This window comes from Streptomyces sp. NBC_01716 (assembly GCF_036248275.1).
In the GTDB taxonomy this organism is placed as follows: domain Bacteria; phylum Actinomycetota; class Actinomycetes; order Streptomycetales; family Streptomycetaceae; genus Streptomyces.
Window position 1 is genome coordinate 5,826,152 of record NZ_CP109181.1, and the last position, 18,947, is coordinate 5,845,098.

Genomic DNA, 18,947 nt, shown 5'->3' on the forward strand with positions numbered 1-18,947 from the left:
CGCGCGCTCACATCTGGAGGCGTCCGTGCCCACATACAAAAAGCTCACCCCGACATCCCCCTGGGTGGATGTCGCCACGACCAAGAAGGACTGGGACAGCGCCGATCCCGCTCTGCTGATGACGATGTTCAGCCAGACGCTCCTCATCCGCACCTTCGAGGAGTACGTTCTGTCGCTCGCCTCCCAAGGGCTGGTTCATGGGCCCGCGCACTCCAGCATCGGCCAGGAGGGCGGAGCCGTGGGGTCGGTGCTCACGCTCACCGGCAGGGACTATGTGAACGGGTCCCACCGCGGGCACCACCAGTTCCTGGCCAAGACGCTGGGATATGTGGCGCCCGACGGAATCGACCCCCGGGCGCCCCTGTCCGAGGCGCTGCGCACCGTTCTCTCCCGCAGCCTGTCCGAGATCTGCGGACTGGCCGACGGCTACTGCCGCGGGCGTGGTGGATCGATGCACCTGCGGTGGCGCGAGGCAGGTGCCATGGGGACCAACGCCATCGTGGGCGGCGGCGTCCCGCAGGCCGCGGGATTCGCCTGGGCGGCGCGCCACGCCGGCACGGACGCGGTCTCCATCTCCTACTTCGGAGACGGTGCGGTCAACATCGGATCCGTCCTGGAGAGCCTCAATCTCGCCGGCGCGTGGCAGCTGCCGGTGTGCTTCTTCATCGAGAACAACCAGTACGCGGTCTCGACCCACGTCGACGAGGTCACCGCCGAGCCCCGGCTGTCGGCCCGCGGCCTGGGATTCAACATCCCCAGCTGGCGCGTCGACGGCATGGACCCGCTGGCCGTCCACCTGGCCACCGGCGAAGCGGTGGCCCATATGAGACAGGGCAAGGGCCCCACCGTCGTAGAAGCGGACGTCTACCGCTACTTCCATCAGAACGGCCCCTTCCCCGGCAGCGCCTTCGGTTACCGGACCAAGGAGGAGGAACAGCGGTGGCGGGAACGCGATCCGCTGGCGCTTGTCTCCTCCCATCTCGTACGGCGGGGGATCCTCACCGAAGAGGAGGTGACCCAGTGCACGCGTCGTGCGCGGGCCGAGATGGAGGCTGTCGGCGACGAACTGCTGGAGCCCGTGCCGGGAGGCAAGCCGGGGCAGCGGCAGATCAAGCCTCAGCTGTGGCCGGACCCCGACTTCCGTGACGTCGGGATCCGCGGCAGCCTCGGCGAGTTGGAGGGGGTCCGCACCGCCGAACTCTCCGACTTCGCCGGCGCCACGCAGGAGCGCAAGTTCATCGACGTGGTGGCCGGGGTGATGCACCGGCGCATGTCCGAGGACGACCGCATCATCGTGATGGGCGAGGACGTGCACCGCCTCAAGGGCGGCACGAACGGCGCCACGCGCGGTCTTTCCGAGCTGTTCCCCACTCGTGTCCTCGGCACTCCTATCAGCGAGAACGCCTTCGCCGGCCTCGCGGGCGGAATCGCCCTGGAGGGCCGCTACCGGCCGGTGGTGGAGTTCATGTACGCGGACTTCATGTGGGTCGCGGCGGACCAGCTGTTCAACCAGATCGGCAAGGCACGGCACATGTTCGGGGGCGAGAGCGACGTGCCTCTGGTCCTGCGCAGCAAGGTGGCCATGGGCACCGGCTACGGCTCGCAGCACTCCATGGATCCGGCGGGCATCCTCGCCACCGCGGCCGGCTGGCGCGTCGTCGCGCCGTCCAGCCCCTTCGACTACATCGGCCTCATGAACAGCGCGCTGCGCTGCGACGACCCCGTGGTCGTGCTGGAACACGTCGATCTCTACGGGACCACGGGCGAGGTCCCGGTGGACGACTACGACTACCACCTGCCCGTGGGCAAGGCCGCGGTTCGCCGGACGGGGTCGGACATCACCGTGCTGACCTACCTGGCGATGACCAAGTACGTCCTTCAGGCCGTGGAAGGCGGTGACGTGGACGCCGAGGTGGTCGACCTGCGCTGGCTGGACCGGGCCAGCATCGACTGGGACACCATCGGCGCGAGCATCCGCAAGACCGGCAACGTCCTGATCGCCGAGCAGGGAGCCCTCGGCACCTCGTACGGAGGCTGGCTGGCGGACGAGATCCAGCGCCGCTACTTCGACTGGCTGGACCAGCCCGTTCAGCGGGTGACCGGAGGCGAGGCATCCCCGAGCATCAGCAAGGTCCTCGAACGGGCGGCCATCGCGCAGACCGAAGAAGTCGCCGCACAGCTCAAGAAGATCACCGGTCGCTGAACCGACGGCACCTACGCAACACGGAGGAAACCATGGCTGACCTGCTCCGCATGCCGGAGGTCGCGGCTGGTTCGACGGCGGCGGTCCTGTCCGGCTGGCCCGTCGCCGAGGGCGCTTCGTTCAGCGCGGGCGACTCACTCGTGGTCGTCGAGACCGACAAGGCCGAGGTGGACGTACCGGCCACGTCGGACGGCAGTCTGCTCAAGACCCTCGTACCCGCCGGCACCGAGGTGGAAGTCGGCAGCCCCATCGCGGTGATCACCATGCCGGGTGAGGAGGTGAGGGATCTCGAAACCCTTTTCGTCAGCCTCGGCATCGCGCAACCCGCGGAGTTCACGGAGGCCGTGCGCCGGGACGTTCCCGACCCGGCCTCGACGCCGCCGACGTCCGAACCGCCCACGTCCGAACCGCCGATGTCCGCCATGCCCGCGCGCGTCCCCCACCAGACCCAGGGCCGGATCTTCGCCAGCCCTCTGGCCCGCCGCCTGGCCCGCGAGGCCGGCATCGCCATCGAGTCGATCACCGGCACGGGACCGGGCGGCCGCATCGTCCGCGACGACATCACCCGCGCCGTCGCCGCGACGCCGGATCCGGCGCCCGCGGCACCACGCACGTCCGAGACCGTGCCGCTCCCCGCACAGCGGACGCCGGCACCCGAAGCCGTCCCGCCGTACGAGACGATCCCGCACTCCCGGATACGCCGCGCCATCGCCACCCGGCTCACCGAGAGCAAACAGAACGCTCCTCACTTCTACCTCAAGGGGCAGATCCGCGTAGGTGAGCTCCTGTCTCTGCGCCGGCAGCTCAACGCGGCGGGCGACGTGAAGATCTCCGTCAACGACCTGCTCATCAAGGCCGTTGCCAAGGCTCACGTCCAGGTTCCCGAGATGAACGTCATCTGGACCGACGACGCGGTACACCGCTTCGATGCCGTCGACATCTCGGTGGCCATCGCGACCGAGTCGGGCCTGGTCACCCCCGTGCTGCGGAACGTCGGCGGCCTCTCCCTGTCGGCCATCTCCACCCAGGTCCGCGCCTTCGGCGAGCAGGCCCGCGGCGGCACTCTGCGCCAGAGAGACCTCGAAGGGGGCTCGATCACCATCAGCAACCTGGGGATGTACGGAGCCGAGGAGTTCAGCGCGATCATCAACCCGCCCCAGGCCGCCATCCTCGCGGTGGGGACAACGACGCGCGCTCCGGTCGTCGCGGACGACGGAAGTCTCCAGGCGGCGGACCTGATGACTCTGACCCTGTCGGTCGATCACCGTCCGGCGGACGGCACCTTGGCGGCCCGCTGGTTCTCCGCGCTGCGGGAGCACATCGAGACGCCGCTACGGCTGCTGACCTGAACAGCCGCCGACACCTCCGCGAAAGCGCGCCACCCGGGACAACGCTCCTCGGATGTCCGCTGCTCGCGACCGGGCCCGAAAGGCCGTCAAGCTCGGTGATGGAACTCCTCGAAAGCACCCGTCGCGCCGTAGCAGTGGCGCCGGCCGCCCGCCGTACGGCCGGCCCGCAGCCGTGCGTAGAACTCCAGCGCCAGCGGTGAACTCCGGGGTGCGGAAGAGGTCGCGGTAGGTGCGCATGGCCGGGGAGTATGTCCGGCTCGTCCGCACTCGACCGACGGGTGCCCGGCGGACGGCGGACTCGTACAGGCCGCCGCCCGCCGTGAGACGAGCCGGCGGTCGGCGCGCGTCCGACAGAACGCCCGGGCGAGCGGCGGAGTGACCGGCCGGCGCGTGGCGATCCGCTCAAGGTTCACCTCGTCGCGGAGTCCGTCATTCCTCCGCGTCGCGGACCAGGAGCGCGATCTGTACCCGGTTCTCGACCGCCAGTTTGGCGAACAGGTTGCCCGTGTGTGCCTTGACGGTCGCGATGCTGATGTGCAGCCTCCGGGCGATCTCCGGGTTGCCCAGCCCCTCCGCGATGGCCCGGGCGGTTTCGAGTTCTCGTTCGGTCAGCGCGGCCAGCTGTCTCCGTGCGGCTTCGCGGGACGAGTCGCGAGCGTAGGAGGACCGTGGCCCGGTGGCTGCGGCGATCACCCGTGCCGTGGCCGCTGGAGACAGTACGGGGTTGCCCTCGGCGACGGTCCGCACCGCATCGAGAATCCGCGGCGGCGGGGTGTCTTTGAGCACGAACCCGAGTGCTCCTGCGTCCAGCGCGCCGAGCACCAGAGCATCGGCGTCGAACGTGGTCAACATGAGCACCCGGGGTGGCGCCCGGCGGGTGAGGATTTCCCGGGTCGCGCTGAGACCGTCACGGCCGGGCATCCGCACGTCCATCAGCACGACGTCCGGCCGCTGCTCATCCACCACGGTGATCGCGGCGTCCCCGTCGGCGGCCTCCGCGACGACGGTCAGGTCCGGTTCGCCGTCGATGACAAGCCGCAGCACCACGCGCACCAGCTGGTCGTCGTCGACGATGACGACGCGCACCGGCTCCCGCTCGCTGTCCACTCATGTTCTCTTTTCGTGGGTGGGGTTCGGCCAGGGTAGTCGTGCGGTGAGGACGTATCCGTTGTCGCGTGTGCGGTGATGGTCGAGTGTTCCGCCGGCGAGGGTGATTCGTTCGCCGAGGCCGAGCAGGCCAAATCCCGACGCCGGCGGTCGCACGTTTTTTGTGAGGGCTGGGGAGTTGCGGACACTGACCTCCAATTTGTCGCCTTCCGTCCCTTCGAGGGTGATATGTATGCGTGCGCCCGGGGCGTGTTTGGCGGCGTTGGTCAGTCCTTCTTGGACGATCCGGTAGCAGGTTCGCCCTACGACGTCGGGCGGATCTGTCGTCATGCTGGTGGTGAGTGTGACGTCCAGTCCGGATGCGCGGGCGTCGGCCGCCAGTTCGGGGATGCGGTCGAGGGAGGGCTGTGGTGGTTCCGGGCGGGTCGGGTCGGCCCGGAGCACACCGAGGACATCCCGTAGTTCCTCCAGGGCTTGATGGGAGCCGTCGGCGATGGAGCGGACCAGCACGCGGTTCTCCTCGGCTGTGAGGTCGCCGCGGTGGTCCAGCACCCCGGCCTGCATGGCGACCAGGGAGATCCGGTGCGCGAGCACGTCGTGCATCTCGCGCGCGATCCGGTTGCGTTCCAGGGCCCGTGCCTGCGCCGCTCGCGCGGTCTGTTCCCGTTCCGCACTCTCCGCCCGGTCCCGCAGGGACCGCACTTCGACACGCCGCGCGCCGATGGCCGTGCCCACGGCCGCCGCGATGCCCGCGGTCAGCGCCGAGAACACGAGCTGGACCCACCACGGGCCGGGCGGGCTCGGGCCCTGGACCGGGTAGAGCCCGACGGCGAACTGTGACGCGGTCACGTAGGCCAGCCCGACGACCCCGATCTCCACCGGACGGCGACGGGTGGAGACCGAACCCAGTGCCACGAGCGCGGCGCCGGTGGCGAGTGCCGACGCGGTCGACGCGATCGCGACCGTCATGGCGACGGCGAGCGGGAACCGCCGCCGCCACACGAGCACCGTCAAGCAGCCGAGCGCCACCAGCGGATCACCGATCAGGAACCAGGAGCCCGTACCGGCCGCCTGCCACTTCAGCAGCACACCGGTGGCGAGCCAGACCGGTATGCCCACTGCCGCGGCCGCTGCCAGCCGCCAGGCCTGCGGCCACCACCCGAGCCATGGTGCGACGTCCGTGTCCACCTGGTCATTATCGCGACACCGTATGTCCGGTGAGTCGGACCAGGGGCTGATACGCCCTGGACCAAAGTCGAATGACCGTCTCGCCTGGGGTCGAAGGCCTTTCGAGTCGTCGGGCTGATGTGGAGGCCGCGCCGCACGGACAGACTCGTTCACGTGCCGAGACAACCGGACACGAGACGGAGAAGCGCGATGCGTGAGCGTGGCTTCAGAGCCCTTGAGGCGGTGGGGATGGTGATCACGGCCCTGGCCGCCCAAGCGGTGATCCGCGGTCTGCTCAACCGGGACTCCGAGCTGCTGTGGGGCATCTTCGACTGGGTCCCCGGCGGCCTTGCCGGCCGGATGGCTCTCCTCGGATCCATCGCGCTCGTCGCGATGGTGCTCGGTGGCTGGGCACACACCCACCGGGAACCGGACGCCGGGCGGGCCGGTGATTCCGGAGAAATCCGCTGCCGAGAAACGGCCTGACGCGATCCGGCACGCGGCCAGGTCCTGTCCGGTCGGCCTCCATGGGCCGGCAGGACCTGACGGCGGGCGTTCCGAGCCCTCGTTCCGGCGTCACCATGCGCCCCTTCAGGAGGACATCAGATGCGCAGAACCCTCTCCCTCGCCCTTGCCGCCACCGCGGTGGCGGTGACCGCGATTCCGGGAGTGTCGTTGGCGACGACGCCGGACACCGTGCGGTGGGGCCCGTGCCCGGAGGGCATCGCCTCACCCCGTCTCGAGTGCTCGACGCTCGAAGTCCCCCTGGACTACCGGGATCCCGACGGCCGGCAGATCGAGATCGCGATCTCGCGACTGGCGAGTGAGAACCCCTCGCAGCGCCGTGGCGTGCTGCTGACCAATCCAGGCGGCCCCGGCGGTACGGGACTCGACTACCCGGCCCTTCTCGCCGGCTCAGGGCTGCCCCAGAAGGTGCTGGACTCCTACGACGTGATCGGCTTCGACCCGCGCGGCGTCGGCCGCAGCACGCCGGTGACCTGCGATCTGACGCCGGAACAGCAGGCACGCCGCAACTTCCCGCCGTACGCGCACACCGCGGCCGATGTCGCGCGGGAGGCGAGGTACGCGCGGACCGTCGCCGAGCAGTGCGCCACCTCGCGGACGGCCTGGATGCTGCCGCACACCACCACCGCGAACACCGCGCGCGACATGGACCGGATCCGGGCGGCGCTGGGCGAGCGGAAGCTCTCGTACCTCGGTCATTCGTACGGCACCTACCTCGGTGCGGTGTACACGACGATGTTCCCCAAGCGCGGCGACCGGGTCGTGCTCGACAGCAACCTGGGCCCGGGCGGTTACGACGTCACGGCCATGCGGTTGTTCGCCCGTGGAATGGAGGACCGGTTCCCGGACTTCGCGGCGTTCGCGGCCGCGCGTCCCGAGTACGGTCTGGGCACCACGCCGGATCAGGTGACCGCGAAGTTCTTCGATCTCGCGAAGCGGTTGGAGGCGAAGCCGGTCCAGGGCATTGACGGGACGTTGTTCCGCGGGCTCACGTTCGAGTACCTCTACAGCGATGCGACCATGCCCCTGCTGGCCGTCACCTGGCAAGCGCTCGAGAAGGGCCGGCCTCTGCCGCCCACACTGCCGTTGCCGGAGAACATAGAGAACAGCATGGCCTCCCGCTTTTCAGTGATATGCAGTGATACGCGCTGGCCGGGGACGGTTCAGGACTATCAGCGCGACGTCGCGGTCGACCGGCTGAAGTACCCGATGCTGGGCGGGTCCACGGCCAGCATCGGACCATGCGCGTTCTGGCCGGACAAGCAGGTCGAACCGCCGGTGCGCATCGGTGACCGGGGCCCGTCGAACGTGCTCATGGTGCAGAACGAACGCGACCCGGGGACACCGCTGGCCGGCGCCCAGAAACTGCGGAACGCGTTCGGGAAGCGGGCCACGATGGTAACGGCCGACCAGGGCGGGCACGGCGTCTATCCGTTCGGCCCCAACACGTGCGCGAACGACGCGGTGACGGCATTCCTGACCACTGGGCAACGCCCGCCGCAGGACCTCGCCTGCGCGGCGGAGCCGAGCGAGTAACGGGAACCGGGACATGTTCAAAGAGCGGCGGCGTCGTCGGGCCGTGCGGTGGATCCAGCCGGGGACGGGCGAGCGCTGAGGCGTTTCCGCTGGTGGCAGTCGCTTTTCCGGACACTGTTCTGTCTTCGGCTTCGGGCTCAAGCGCTGCCATTACGTCACCACCGAGGGGACCGAGTACCAACTCGTCCCGGACCGCGACTTCGCCCAAGGGCGCCCCGCGCACTTCGACCGCGCCCCCGGCACTGAGCAGCTTGATCGGATTCCTCTCGCCGATCATGCTCGTCATCGCCCTGGCACTCGTCATCTCACAGCTCATCGGACCGGTTACCCAGGTGGAGCCCATCGCCCGACGCAGGGCCTCTTGGTAGTTCGGGGGTGCGATCCCGTCCGAGCAGTCCCAGGAGGCCCTGTACCTGTTCCAGCATGGCTGGAAGGGCGGGGCGGCCGGCCGGAGGGCTACTGCCACAGGCAGATGGTCGATGCTGCGCGCTACGTGGCCGACAACGGTGTGGAGTCGGCGAACCTGCCGGTGACTTCCCGCCGTTCAGGCGGGTGCACGCGTTCGCCCGCCGCTGGCAGGTCCAGGGCCTGCTGACCGAACTCCACGACCGGCTGCGCGACAAGGTGCGCCAGAAGGAGGGCCGTTCGCCGGAGCCTACGGCCGCGATCACTCGCAGTCCGTGCGGGCGGCGGCGAACATCCCGCGTCCGACGTCCGGGTGGGACGGCGGGAAGGAGGTGGGCGGACGCAAGCGGCACCTGGTGGTGGACTGCTCGGCCTGGTCCCGGCTGTCGCGGTGACTGCGGCGAGCGTGCAGGACCGCGACGCCGCCGTCCCCCTGCTCGAGCGGCTGCGTGGTAGAAGCCCGACGTGGATACTCCCGCCGAGGTGCACATCTGCTGCACGGGAAAGTTGTCGGCCTCGCCGTCGATCTGATACGTGGAGGGTGCGGGCACGTGGCGTCCAACCCAGTTGACGGAGCATCGTGGCGTAGACCGGAGCGTCAGGGAACGGTCGCTGCTCACGACGTTGTTGTAGCCCCACAGCTCGTAAAGTGCCTACCTGAAGTTCAACCCGCTCCCGAAGGGCAAAGGGGAGCGCACCGCACCGAGCGTGGCGCCAGTTGTCGATAAGCGGTGCCTGCTGAATCGCGACCTGGTCGCGAAGATGCTGGACCGGACAGGCAGACGTCCGCGTCGCGGAAGCCTCTACCCGGCCTTCTTCGCCACCCTCTGCTACGCGGGACTCCTCTTTCCGGGAGAGAAGGGCGGCATGCCGGCAGGGTCGGTCTTCCGGCGTGTCTGGGCGAAGGCTCGCGAGGAGATCCTTTCGGACTACGAGCCGGCCATCTACGCGCGCTGCATCGTCGGCCAGCGGGACGACTACCTCAGACGTGTCGAAAGCGTGCAGGATCTCCCGCCGTTGGCAGCGTGAAGACCGGCCTCGGAACCGCCAGGAACAAGGGGTCCGAGGCCGCTCTGCTGTGCGCTGCACGGAGCTGAAGGGTGTTCCCACGCACCCGATTCTGTGGGACGCATGTGGGACGGACGCCTGTAGAAGCCCGGTTTTGGCCGGTGCCAGCCGGACTCCACCCCCGTCGGAGGGGGAGTCGGGTTCGTCCAGGAGACGCGACATGACATATAGATCCTGACCTGCAAAAATGACGCCAAACTGACGCTAGGTCAGTGGTGCCCCCGGCAGGACTCGAACCTGCGGCCAAGCGCTTAGAAGGCGCCTGCTCTATCCACTGAGCTACGGGGGCCGGAACGTGGCCTCGGGGGCCCGGAGTGCCGGTGAGGCAGTCCGTGCGGTCCGCGACCTGTGCCGGGACAAGGATAGGGCTCCGCTCACCCTGGCCCGGTTGCTTCACCTGCGTGGCACGATGTGGAGGTTCAGTGAAGCGAACCGATAATCGCAGGCAGGTGCGATTCGTGCAGTGCTTTTCGCGCCTGAAGCTGCGGGTGTTGTGCACTCGTTATGCCTGCGCCCCACTCGTCCCGTCTGTCCCCCGCCCTTGACCGGCGCGCAGGAGATGGCTATACGCTTCAAAAAGGCTCCAAAGTTGGGCATTCTTCGCATGTGGTGACCTTGGACGTACGGCCTCAGCTGATCGACGCACTTTCCGCGCTGCGCGACCGTGTCGCCGCCGTGCGTCTTCCACTCCCCCTCGACGGGACCCCGCGCGCCCGCCAGACCCGGGAGGAGCTGCTCGCACAGCTCGACGACTATCTGGTGCCACGGCTTCGGGACCCGGAGGCGCCGCTGCTCGCCGTGGTGGGGGGCTCGACCGGGGCCGGGAAGTCGACCCTCGTCAACTCCCTTGTGGGGCGCCGGGTCAGCGAAGCGGGTGTGCTGCGGCCGACGACCCGTACCCCCGTGCTGGTGTGCCACCCCGACGACTGCCACTGGTTCGACGGCGTACGCGTCCTGCCGCAGCTGACACGTGTCTGGATGACGCAACAGGAGGAGGACGGCGCGGCCGGGGCCTGGAGCGGGGACGACGAGAACGCGCTGCGTATCGACACCTCCGTGGCGCTGCCCCGCGGCCTCGCGCTCCTGGACGTGCCGGACATCGACTCGCTCGTCGTGCGGAACCGCGTTCTCGCCGCCGAGTTGATCTGCGCCGCCGACGTGTGGGTGATGGTGACCACCGCGTCCCGGTACGCCGACGCGGTGCCCTGGCATCTGCTCCGTACGGCGAAGGAGTACGACGCCTCGCTCGTGACCGTCCTGGACCGGGTTCCGCACCAGGTGATTGACGAGGTGTCACGTCAGTACGCGGCGCTGCTCACCAAGGCGGGCCTCGGCGACGTACCCCGCTTCACCATCCCGGAACTGCCCGAGTCGGCCGGCGGCGGCAGCGGTCTGCTGCCCACCACGGCCGTCGCGCCGCTGCTCACCTGGCTGACGCACCGGGTGCGGGATCCGGCGGCGCGTCAGCAGGCCGTCGTCCGTACGGCGGCCGGTGTCATCGGCTCGCTCAACGTACGGATGCCCGAACTCGCGGGCGCCGTCGCGGCTCAGTACGCCGCCGCCGTACGCCTCACGGGCGCCGTCGAGGAGGCGTACGCGACAGAGCGCGAGCGGGTGCGCAAGCGGCTCAAGGCCGGGGCCGTGCTCGCGGGGGACGCGCGGACGCGCTGGCGCGGATACCCGAGGGACAGCTCGGCGCGCGAGCTACTCGACTCGCTGGTCGAGAGCCTGGCCGCGCTCCTCCAGTGCGCCGTGGCCGCCGCCGACGAGCAGGTCACCGACGCGTGGCGGCGCGAGCCCGCCGCCGCGGCCGTCCTGACATCCGGGCCGGACCGGGAGGTGTCCGAGCGGATCGGGATGGCCGTACGGCGGTGGCGCCGGGTCCTGGAGGAGCTGGCCGAGGAGGAGGTACGGCTCCTCGAACGCAGCGCCGCGCCCGACCCCGAGACCGTCGCCGCGCTTCTGGGCGCCGTCCTCCTGGGCGGGCACCGCACCCGGGTCGCGGGGGAGCGGCTCGCTGAGCGCATCGGGGCGCAGGGCGCGCTACGGCTGCGCGACAAGGGCGGTGACCTGGTGGCGACGTACATCGACGACGTACTGCACGGAGAACGGGACAGGCGGCTGGCTCCCCTCGACGCGCTCGAAGTGGCGCCGGAGCCGCAGTCGGAACTCATCGCCGCGCTTTCCGTACTGCAGAAGGAGATGTGACCGACATGGCGGACGCGACGGACGTGACGACGCTGGCGGACGGGCCCGGCGAGACCGGTTCGGGGCGGACAGGTGCCCGGCCGGGAGAGGCCGGCGGGACCGGCGGGGCTGACGCGGGTGGCAGGGGCCGTGGTGCGGGCGGTACGGGCCGGCGCTGGAACGACGGGCTGATCGCCCGGCACGCGGCCGGGCGCAAGGGCGCGGCCGGCGTGGCCGTCACCGTCGGCGTCGAGGGGATCGACGGGGAGGACGGAACGGCGGCGACCCCGGCCGATGCCCACCAGCCCATCGGGGGCGCCTACGAAGGCCCGCTACGGGTACGGCTCGACGCCCTGCGCGAGTTGGTGGGGCTGTCCCGGACCCGAATCGAGGGAACCACGCTCGCCGAGGCCGGACGCGTGCTGGACGAGGCCTCCACGCGGCAGCGGCTCTCGTCGCGCCACACCGTCGTCGCCATCGCGGGCGCCACCGGCAGCGGGAAGTCGGCACTGTTCAACGCGCTGGCGGAGGTGCCGATCTCGGAGACGGGGCTGCGCAGGCCGACCACATCCGCGCCCATCGCCTGTGTCTGGTCCGAGGGCGCCGCCGGGCTGCTCGACCGGCTCGCCATCCCTGGGAGGCTGCGTCGCAGGCCCCTCGCGGGCGGCGACGGGGACGAGGAACTGCAGGGTCTCGTCCTGGTCGACCTGCCTGACCACGACTCCGCCGTCGTCGCGCACCGGGACCAGGTCGACCGCGTACTGGCGCTGGTCGACGCGGTCATCTGGGTCGTCGACCCGGAGAAGTACGCCGACGCCGCCCTCCACGAGCGCTACCTGCGACCGCTCGCCGGCCACGCGGAGATCACCTTCGTCGTCCTGAACCAGATCGACCGGCTGCCCGGGGAGGCCGCCGACCAGGTCCTGGACGATCTGCGCAGACTGCTGGACGAGGACGGCATGGCGCTCGGCGAGCACGGCGAGCCGGGCGCCACCGTGCTGCCGATCTCCGCGCTCACCGGGCAGGGCGTGGGCGAACTGCGCGAGCTGCTCGGCCGTTTCGTCCAGGAGCGGAACGCCGCCGCCCGGCGGCTGTCCGCCGACGTGGACGCCGCCGCGTCGCGGCTGCGCTCGGTGTACGTCGCCGACGGACGCACGGGCCTCGGCGAACGCTCCCGCGAGGAGTTCGCCGAGCGGCTCGCGTGGGCGGTGGGCGCGGTGGCCACGGGCGAGGCGGCCGAGCGCGAGTGGCGCCGGAACGCGGGGCGCGCGTGCGGGACGCCGTGGCTGCGGCTGTGGCGCTGGTACGAGCGCACCCGGACGCCCGGCGGCGGCGTGCGGCGCGCCGAGGTGCTCGTGGAGGACGAACTCACCGCCAGGCAGCGGGTCGAGCAGGCTGTCCGTACGGTCTCGGAGGACGCGGCGGCCGGGCTGCCGAGGCCATGGGCCCAGGCGGTGCGCGAGGCGGCGGTACGCGGCGCCAGAGGGCTGCCGGAGGCGCTGGACGAGCTGGCCGTGTCGGCGGCGCCGCCGAGCGGGCGCCCCGCCCGTCCCGCCTGGTGGCCGGCCGCGGTGCTCGCGCAGGCGGCCATGACGCTGCTTCAGATCTACGGCGGGCTCTGGCTGGTCGGCCAGATCATCGGCGTGCTTCAGCCGGGCATCGTCCCGCCCGTGCTGGTGATGCTGGCCGGGATCGTCGGCGGGCCGCTGGTGGAGTGGGCGTGCGCGGCGGCGGCACGGGGCCCGGCGAGACGGTACGGGCAGGACGCCGAGCGGCGGCTGCGCGAGGCGGCGGCCGGGTGCGGGCGGGCGAAGGTGCTCGATCCGATCTCGGCGGAGCTGATGCGGTACCGGGAGGTGCGGGAGCAGTACTCGACGGTGTCCGGCGTGACGAGGTAGCTCCCCCGGGGCCCGGCGCGGGGCGGCTGGAAGCGGAGGACCACGTACGGGTGGCGAAGTTATTCACAACTGGCGAGTAATCCACAGGCGTCGGCAGGATTTTCCCGTCCGGTCCAGCATGAAGTGGTCGGTCGACGGGACCGATGAGCCGGAGAAGTGGGGAGCCGTCATGAACGACACCGTGGTGACGCTGGTGGGAAACGCGGCGACGGGGGTGGAATACCGGGAAACGCCGACGGGCGGGGTGGCGCGGTTCAGGTTCGCGGTGACTCCGCGCCGGTGGGACCGCCGGAATTCGGTCTGGACGGACGGGAGTACGAGCTTCTACACCGTCTGCGCGTGGCGGAATCTCGGGGCGAATCTCACCGCGTCGGTCAATGTCGGTGATCCGCTGGTCGTGCACGGCAAGCTGCGCGTGCGGGACGAGGCGAAGGACGGGCAGCGCAGGACGTTCGTGGACATCGACGCGGTGTCGATCGGTCACGATCTGACATGGGGGACCTCGGCGTTCAAACGGGTGGCGCGGGCGAACCCGGCGCTGACGGAACGTCCGGCGGACGCCTCGGCAGCGACTTCAGCGGCGAATTCGGCAGCGGCTTCGCCCGCGAACGCCGTCTCGGGGAGCGGTGCCGGTACGGATGGGGACACGCGATCGGTCGGCAAACCGGTGCATACGCAACCGTGGCTGTCCGAACAGGACGGGCCGACGACGCGGGCCGGGGCGGTCGCGGTGTCGGCCGGGCCCCTCTGACAGGGGAGTTGTAGAGATTTATCGATAGAGGAACAGGCTCGAAGGTACGCGCGATAACGATTCCGATTCGGAACGGTTATCGGAACGTACGAACGGGCACCGGCGCTCTCCGCCGTCCATAGGATTCCCGGGTACTCATGGGCACTTGAGTCTGCTGGCGAGGCAATCCCCCCACGCGTCTCACGCGGAGGACCTCGCACGGAGGGAAAAAATCTGTGTTGTCTGCGCTGTCTCAGTTCTTCGCTCCAACCGCTCGTAGGCGGGTCGCCGCCCGTCTGGCCGTCTCGGTCGTCGCCTCGGGCCTCGTCGTGGCCGGCTCCCTGGCCGGCGCGGGTGCGGCCGTGGCCGACGACACCCTCCAGCACCGCGGTGGCGCCACCGCCACGCTCGACGGCCTCATGACGTACGACAAGGCCGTGCTCCACTCGGACGGCCAGACGCACGAACTGCCCGCCGGGCTCTTCGAGATGACCGTGGACGGCGGCGGCAAGCTCAAGACGTACTGCATCGACATCCACAACCCCACCCAGGACCAGGCGAAGTACCTGGAGACCCCCTGGGCCCAGACCTCGCTCGGCGCGAACAAGAACGCCGGGAAGATCCGCTGGATCCTGCAGAACTCCTACCCCCAGGTCGACGATCTCGCGGCTCTCGCCGAGAGCGCGGGCACCGGGCCGCTCACCGCGCAGACGGCCGCCGCCGGTACCCAGGTCGCCATCTGGCGTCACTCCGACAACGCGGACGTCGACGCGGTGGACCCGCAGGCCGAGAAGCTGGCGGACTGGCTGGAGCGGAGCGCCGACCACCTCGGTGAGCCCAAGGCCTCACTCACCCTGGAGCCCGGCGCGGTCTCCGGGCGGAGCGGCGAGCGTCTCGGGCCGGTCACCGTCCGTACCGACGCGGACAGTGTCGCGGTGTCCCCGCCGGCCGACGCCGCCGCCATGGGCATCAAGATCACCGACAAGAACGGCAAGCCCGTCACCGAAGCGGCCGACGGCGCGCAGCTCTTCTTCGACATACCCGAGGACGCCGCCGACGGCACGGCAGCGTTGAGCGTGCAGACAGCCACATCGGTGCCGGTGGGCAGGGCGTTCGCCGGGGTCACCAAGAGCCAGACGCAGATCCTGGCCGGCTCCAGCGAGTCCACGGTCTCGGCCACGGCCACCGCCACCTGGGCCGCGAAGGGCGCGATGCCGGCGATATCCGCCGAGAAGAACTGCGCGAAGGGCGGCGTGGACGTCACGGCCGTCAACAAGGGCGACGAGCCGTTCACCTTCACGCTCGCCGGTCAGGAGTACACGGTCGAGGCGGGCAAGTCCAGGATCGTCACCGTGCCCGTCGCCGAGGACCAGGCGTACGACTTCACGATCACCGGGCCCGGTGGCCTCGCCAAGAACTTCCAGGGCGTTCTCGACTGCCGGACCAGCGGGAACCCCGGTTCGCCGACCGACGGGACCACCACCCAGCTGGCGCCCGCGACGGCGGGCGGCACCGTCGGCACGGACGGGCTCGACCTCGCCGAGACGGGCGCCTCCAACGCCACCCCGGTGATCGCGGGCGTCGCGATCGGGCTGGTCGTGCTGGGCGGCGCGGCGGTCTTCTTCTTCCGTAAGAAGGACGACCCTTCCACCGAGGACTGACCCGCCCGGGGAATCGCACGCCCCACCCACCGGGTCAGCACCGACCGGTCAGGCACCGGCCGCCACTGACTGCGGCTCCGACGCGCAGACGAATCCGGTCGCGCGCCGGGGCCGCGTGCGGACCGGCACGCGTGCCCGCGAGGCCCGCGGGCCGGGACGGTGTGTCCGAGGCCTGGACTATCGGTTTCTCCCCAGGGAGGGACGTGCGGCAAGATGGCTCTATCTGCCCTCACGCGGCGGAGCCGCACATTGGCCCTTCTCGATTGCCGGACGGTTTCTCTTGGCTGAGTACATCTACACGATGCGCAAGACGCGCAAGGCGCACGGCGACAAGGTCATCCTCGATGACGTGACGCTGAGCTTCCTGCCCGGTGCGAAGATCGGTGTGGTCGGCCCCAACGGCGCCGGTAAGTCCACCGTGCTGAAGATCATGGCCGGGCTGGAGCAGCCGTCCAACGGCGACGCGTTCCTCTCGCCCGGGTACTCGGTCGGGATGCTGCTCCAGGAGCCGCCGCTGGACGAGAGCAAGACCGTGCTGGAGAACGTCCAGGACGGCGCCGCCGAGACCATGGGCAAGCTGAAGAGGTTCAACGAGGTCGCCGAGCTGATGGCGACCGACTACTCCGAAGCCCTGATGGACGAGATGGGCAAGCTCCAGGAGGACCTCGACCACGCCAACGCGTGGGACCTGGACACCCAGCTGGAGCAGGCCATGGACGCGCTGGGCTGCCCGCCCGGCGACTGGGCCGTCACCAACCTGTCCGGCGGTGAGCGCCGCCGCGTGGCGCTCTGCAAGCTGCTCCTCGAAGCGCCCGACCTGCTGCTGCTGGACGAGCCCACCAACCACCTGGACGCCGAGTCCGTGCAGTGGCTGGAGCAGCACCTCGCCAAGTACGCCGGCACCGTCGTCGCCGTCACCCACGACCGGTATTTCCTCGACAACGTCGCGGGCTGGATCCTGGAGCTCGACCGCGGCCGTGCCATCGGTTACGAGGGCAACTACTCGACGTATCTGGAGACCAAGCAGACCCGTCTGAAGGTCGAGGGCCAGAAGGACGCCAAGCGCGCCAAGCGGCTCAAGGAAGAGCTGGAGTGGGTCCGCTCCAACGCGAAGGGGCGCCAGGCCAAGTCGAAGGCCAGGCTGGCCCGTTACGAGGAGATGGCCGCCGAGGCCGACAAGATGCGGAAGCTGGACTTCGAGGAGATCCAGATCCCGCCGGGGCCGCGGCTGGGCAGTGTCGTGGTCGAGGTCGAGCACCTGAACAAGGCGTTCGGCGACAAGGTCCTGATCGACGACCTGTCCTTCTCGCTGCCGCGCAACGGCATCGTCGGTGTCATCGGCCCCAACGGCGCCGGCAAGACCACGCTCTTCAAGATGATCCAGGGCCTGGAGACGCCGGACTCCGGCGACATCAAGGTCGGCGAGACCGTCCAGATCAGCTACGTCGACCAGGGCCGCGCCAACATCGACCCGAAGAAGTCGCTGTGGGCCGTCGTCTCCGACGAGCTGGACTACATCAACGTCGGGCACGTCGAGATGCCCTCGCGGGCGTACGTCTCCGCGTTCGGCTTCAAGGGTCCGGACCAGCAGAAGCCGGCCGGTGTCCTCTCCGGTGGTGAGCGCAACCGCCTCAACCTGGCGCTGACGCTCAAGCAGGGCGGCAACCTGCTGCTCCTCGACGAACCGACCAACGACCTCGACGTCGAGACGCTGTCGTCGCTGGAGAACGCGCTGCTGGAGTTCTCCGGGGCGGCCGTGATCATCTCCCACGACCGCTGGTTCCTCGACCGCGTCGCCACGCACATCCTGGCGTACGAGGGCGAGTCCAAGTGGTTCTGGTTCGAGGGCAACTACGAGTCGTACGAGAAGAACAAGGTGGAGCGGCTCGGTGCCGACGCCGCCCGGCCCCACCGCGCCACGTACAAGAAGCTGACCCGAGGCTGACATGGCCCGCCACCACTACAGCTGCCCCATGCGCTGGTCGGACATGGACGCCTTCGGGCACGTCAACAACGTCGTGTTCATCCGCTATCTGGAGGAAGCGCGTATCGACTTCATGTTCCGGCTGGCGCCGGGGGAGGGTTCGCCGTCCTTCGCGGGCGGGTCCGTCGTGGCCCGGCACGAGATCGACTACAAACTGCCGCTGGTCCACCGGCACGAGCCGGTGACCGTCGAGTTGTGGGTGACGAAGATCGGCGCGGCGACGCTCACGATCGCGTACGAGATCAAGGACGAGGACCAGGTGTACGTACGGGCCTCGACGGTCGTCGTGCCGTACGACCTTGAGGCGGGCAGGCCGCGGCGGATCACGGCCGAGGAGAAGTCCTTCCTGGTGAAGTACCTGGACGACGCGGAGGCACTCGCGGCATGACGGCGACGACCGTGCGGGCGCTGCGGCTCGCCGACACGGCGGAGGCGGCCGATCTGGCCGCCTTCCTCGGCCGGCTGATCCGCTACGACCGGGCCGCCGCGGTACGCCTCCAGGTGGGCGCCGGAGCGGTGGCGGTGTTCGGGCGGCCGCCGGCGCTGGAGGTCCTCGCGATCCGTACGGCGCGGTTGCGTGAGGAGGCGGCGGAGGTGCGGCTCGACGTCACCGTGTCCGCCGGTGAACTCCTCGAATCCATCGACGAGTTGACGGGCACCTTCGCACTGCCCGCCGCCGTCACCGGGCCGCCGTGGACCGGGGTGCTGCCACCGCGCGGCGGCTGGCAGCGGGTGCCCGGCCTGCCGGGACCCGCCGCGCTGCGCGAGGCGGTCGCGGCGGCGGTCGCCGAATTCCGCACGCGCGACGAGGCGTTGCCCGCGGCGCACCGGGACCGCGCCGAACGGGACAGGATCGGCCGCGAGATCTGGTCCCGAACGGTCGAGGACACGGGCCTGCCGCTGCGCGCCGTACACGCCGCGCAGTCGGTGGGCTTCCTGCGCCCGATGCCCGAGAGCGCCCCGGTGGCGCTGCTACGGGCCGCCGGCTGGCTGCGCCTGCGGACGCCGTACGGCTCCATCGCCGTACGGGAGACGGGCACCGGCGGCATCGGCGCTCTGAGCGTCACCCCGACCTGAGCGCGCCGGGGGCCTGAGGGACGGGGACCTCAGGGACGGGGCGTCCGAAG

At 70.2% G+C, this 18,947-nt stretch carries 14 protein-coding genes and 1 tRNA gene; 12 read left to right on the plus strand and 3 right to left on the minus strand.

Annotation, left to right across the window (positions count from 1 at the left end; genetic code table 11):
- Positions 1–25 precede the first annotated feature (25 nt).
- Positions 26–2,203 (plus strand): alpha-ketoacid dehydrogenase subunit alpha/beta, encoded by a 2,178-nt coding sequence (locus OIE74_RS25735; protein WP_329387552.1) that lies wholly within the window; start codon positions 26–28, stop codon positions 2,201–2,203.
- A gap of 32 nt (positions 2,204–2,235) precedes the next feature.
- A complete protein-coding gene (locus OIE74_RS25740) occupies positions 2,236–3,552 on the plus strand; it encodes a dihydrolipoamide acetyltransferase family protein (protein WP_329387554.1) in 1,317 nt (438 codons plus the stop codon).
- Between the two features lie 429 nt (positions 3,553–3,981).
- Here the strand turns inward: OIE74_RS25740 and OIE74_RS25745 are convergent, their stop codons facing one another.
- Both OIE74_RS25745 and OIE74_RS25750 read right to left on the minus strand, forming a co-directional pair.
- Positions 3,982–4,659, minus strand: coding sequence for a response regulator transcription factor (locus tag OIE74_RS25745; RefSeq protein WP_329387556.1), 678 nt, complete (start codon positions 4,657–4,659; stop codon positions 3,982–3,984).
- A complete protein-coding gene (locus tag OIE74_RS25750) occupies positions 4,660–5,847 on the minus strand; it encodes a sensor histidine kinase (protein WP_329387558.1) in 1,188 nt (395 codons plus the stop codon).
- A 189-nt stretch (positions 5,848–6,036) separates the two neighbouring features.
- Between OIE74_RS25750 and OIE74_RS25755 the strand changes: the two genes are divergently transcribed.
- The 3 genes from OIE74_RS25755 (at position 6,037) to OIE74_RS25765 (ending at position 9,321) form a co-directional block, all read left to right on the plus strand.
- Positions 6,037–6,312, plus strand: coding sequence for a hypothetical protein (locus OIE74_RS25755; protein WP_329387560.1), 276 nt, complete (start codon positions 6,037–6,039; stop codon positions 6,310–6,312).
- Between the two features lie 120 nt (positions 6,313–6,432).
- A complete protein-coding gene (locus OIE74_RS25760; RefSeq protein WP_329387562.1) occupies positions 6,433–7,887 on the plus strand; it encodes an alpha/beta hydrolase in 1,455 nt (484 codons plus the stop codon).
- Between the two features lie 1,113 nt (positions 7,888–9,000).
- Positions 9,001–9,321, plus strand: a complete 321-nt coding sequence (locus OIE74_RS25765) for a hypothetical protein (protein WP_329387564.1) — start codon at positions 9,001–9,003, stop codon at positions 9,319–9,321.
- A gap of 252 nt (positions 9,322–9,573) precedes the next feature.
- Here OIE74_RS25765 and OIE74_RS25770 read toward each other — a convergent pair.
- Positions 9,574–9,649, minus strand: a tRNA-Arg gene (locus tag OIE74_RS25770).
- Positions 9,650–9,975: 326 nt separating this feature from the next.
- On the opposite strand from OIE74_RS25770, the gene OIE74_RS25775 reads away from it, so the two are divergent.
- From OIE74_RS25775 to OIE74_RS25805, 7 genes are all read left to right on the plus strand, one after another.
- Positions 9,976–11,568: a dynamin family protein gene (locus OIE74_RS25775; RefSeq protein WP_329392443.1), complete on the plus strand. Its 1,593-nt coding sequence runs from the start codon at positions 9,976–9,978 to the stop codon at positions 11,566–11,568.
- A 5-nt stretch (positions 11,569–11,573) separates the two neighbouring features.
- Positions 11,574–13,445 (plus strand): YfjP family GTPase, encoded by a 1,872-nt coding sequence (locus OIE74_RS25780; RefSeq protein WP_329387566.1) that lies wholly within the window; start codon positions 11,574–11,576, stop codon positions 13,443–13,445.
- Positions 13,446–13,614: 169 nt separating this feature from the next.
- Entirely contained in the window at positions 13,615–14,196 is a 582-nt protein-coding gene (locus OIE74_RS25785; protein ID WP_329387568.1) for a single-stranded DNA-binding protein, read from the plus strand.
- 215 nt (positions 14,197–14,411) lie between these two features.
- A complete protein-coding gene (locus OIE74_RS25790) occupies positions 14,412–15,836 on the plus strand; it encodes a Cys-Gln thioester bond-forming surface protein (protein WP_443076228.1) in 1,425 nt (474 codons plus the stop codon).
- Positions 15,837–16,116: 280 nt separating this feature from the next.
- Positions 16,117–17,781 (plus strand): energy-dependent translational throttle protein EttA, encoded by a 1,665-nt coding sequence (ettA, locus tag OIE74_RS25795; RefSeq protein ID WP_189107073.1) that lies wholly within the window; start codon positions 16,117–16,119, stop codon positions 17,779–17,781.
- Position 17,782: 1 nt separating this feature from the next.
- Positions 17,783–18,208 carry an acyl-CoA thioesterase gene (locus tag OIE74_RS25800; protein WP_329387570.1) on the plus strand — a complete coding sequence of 142 codons (426 nt, stop codon included), beginning with the start codon at positions 17,783–17,785 and terminating at the stop codon, positions 18,206–18,208.
- On the plus strand, positions 18,205–18,897 hold the full coding sequence (locus OIE74_RS25805) for a hypothetical protein (protein WP_329387572.1): 693 nt from the start codon (positions 18,205–18,207) through the stop codon (positions 18,895–18,897). Before OIE74_RS25800 ends, OIE74_RS25805 begins: the two co-directional genes overlap by 4 nt.
- The last annotated feature ends 50 nt before the right edge of the window (positions 18,898–18,947 follow it).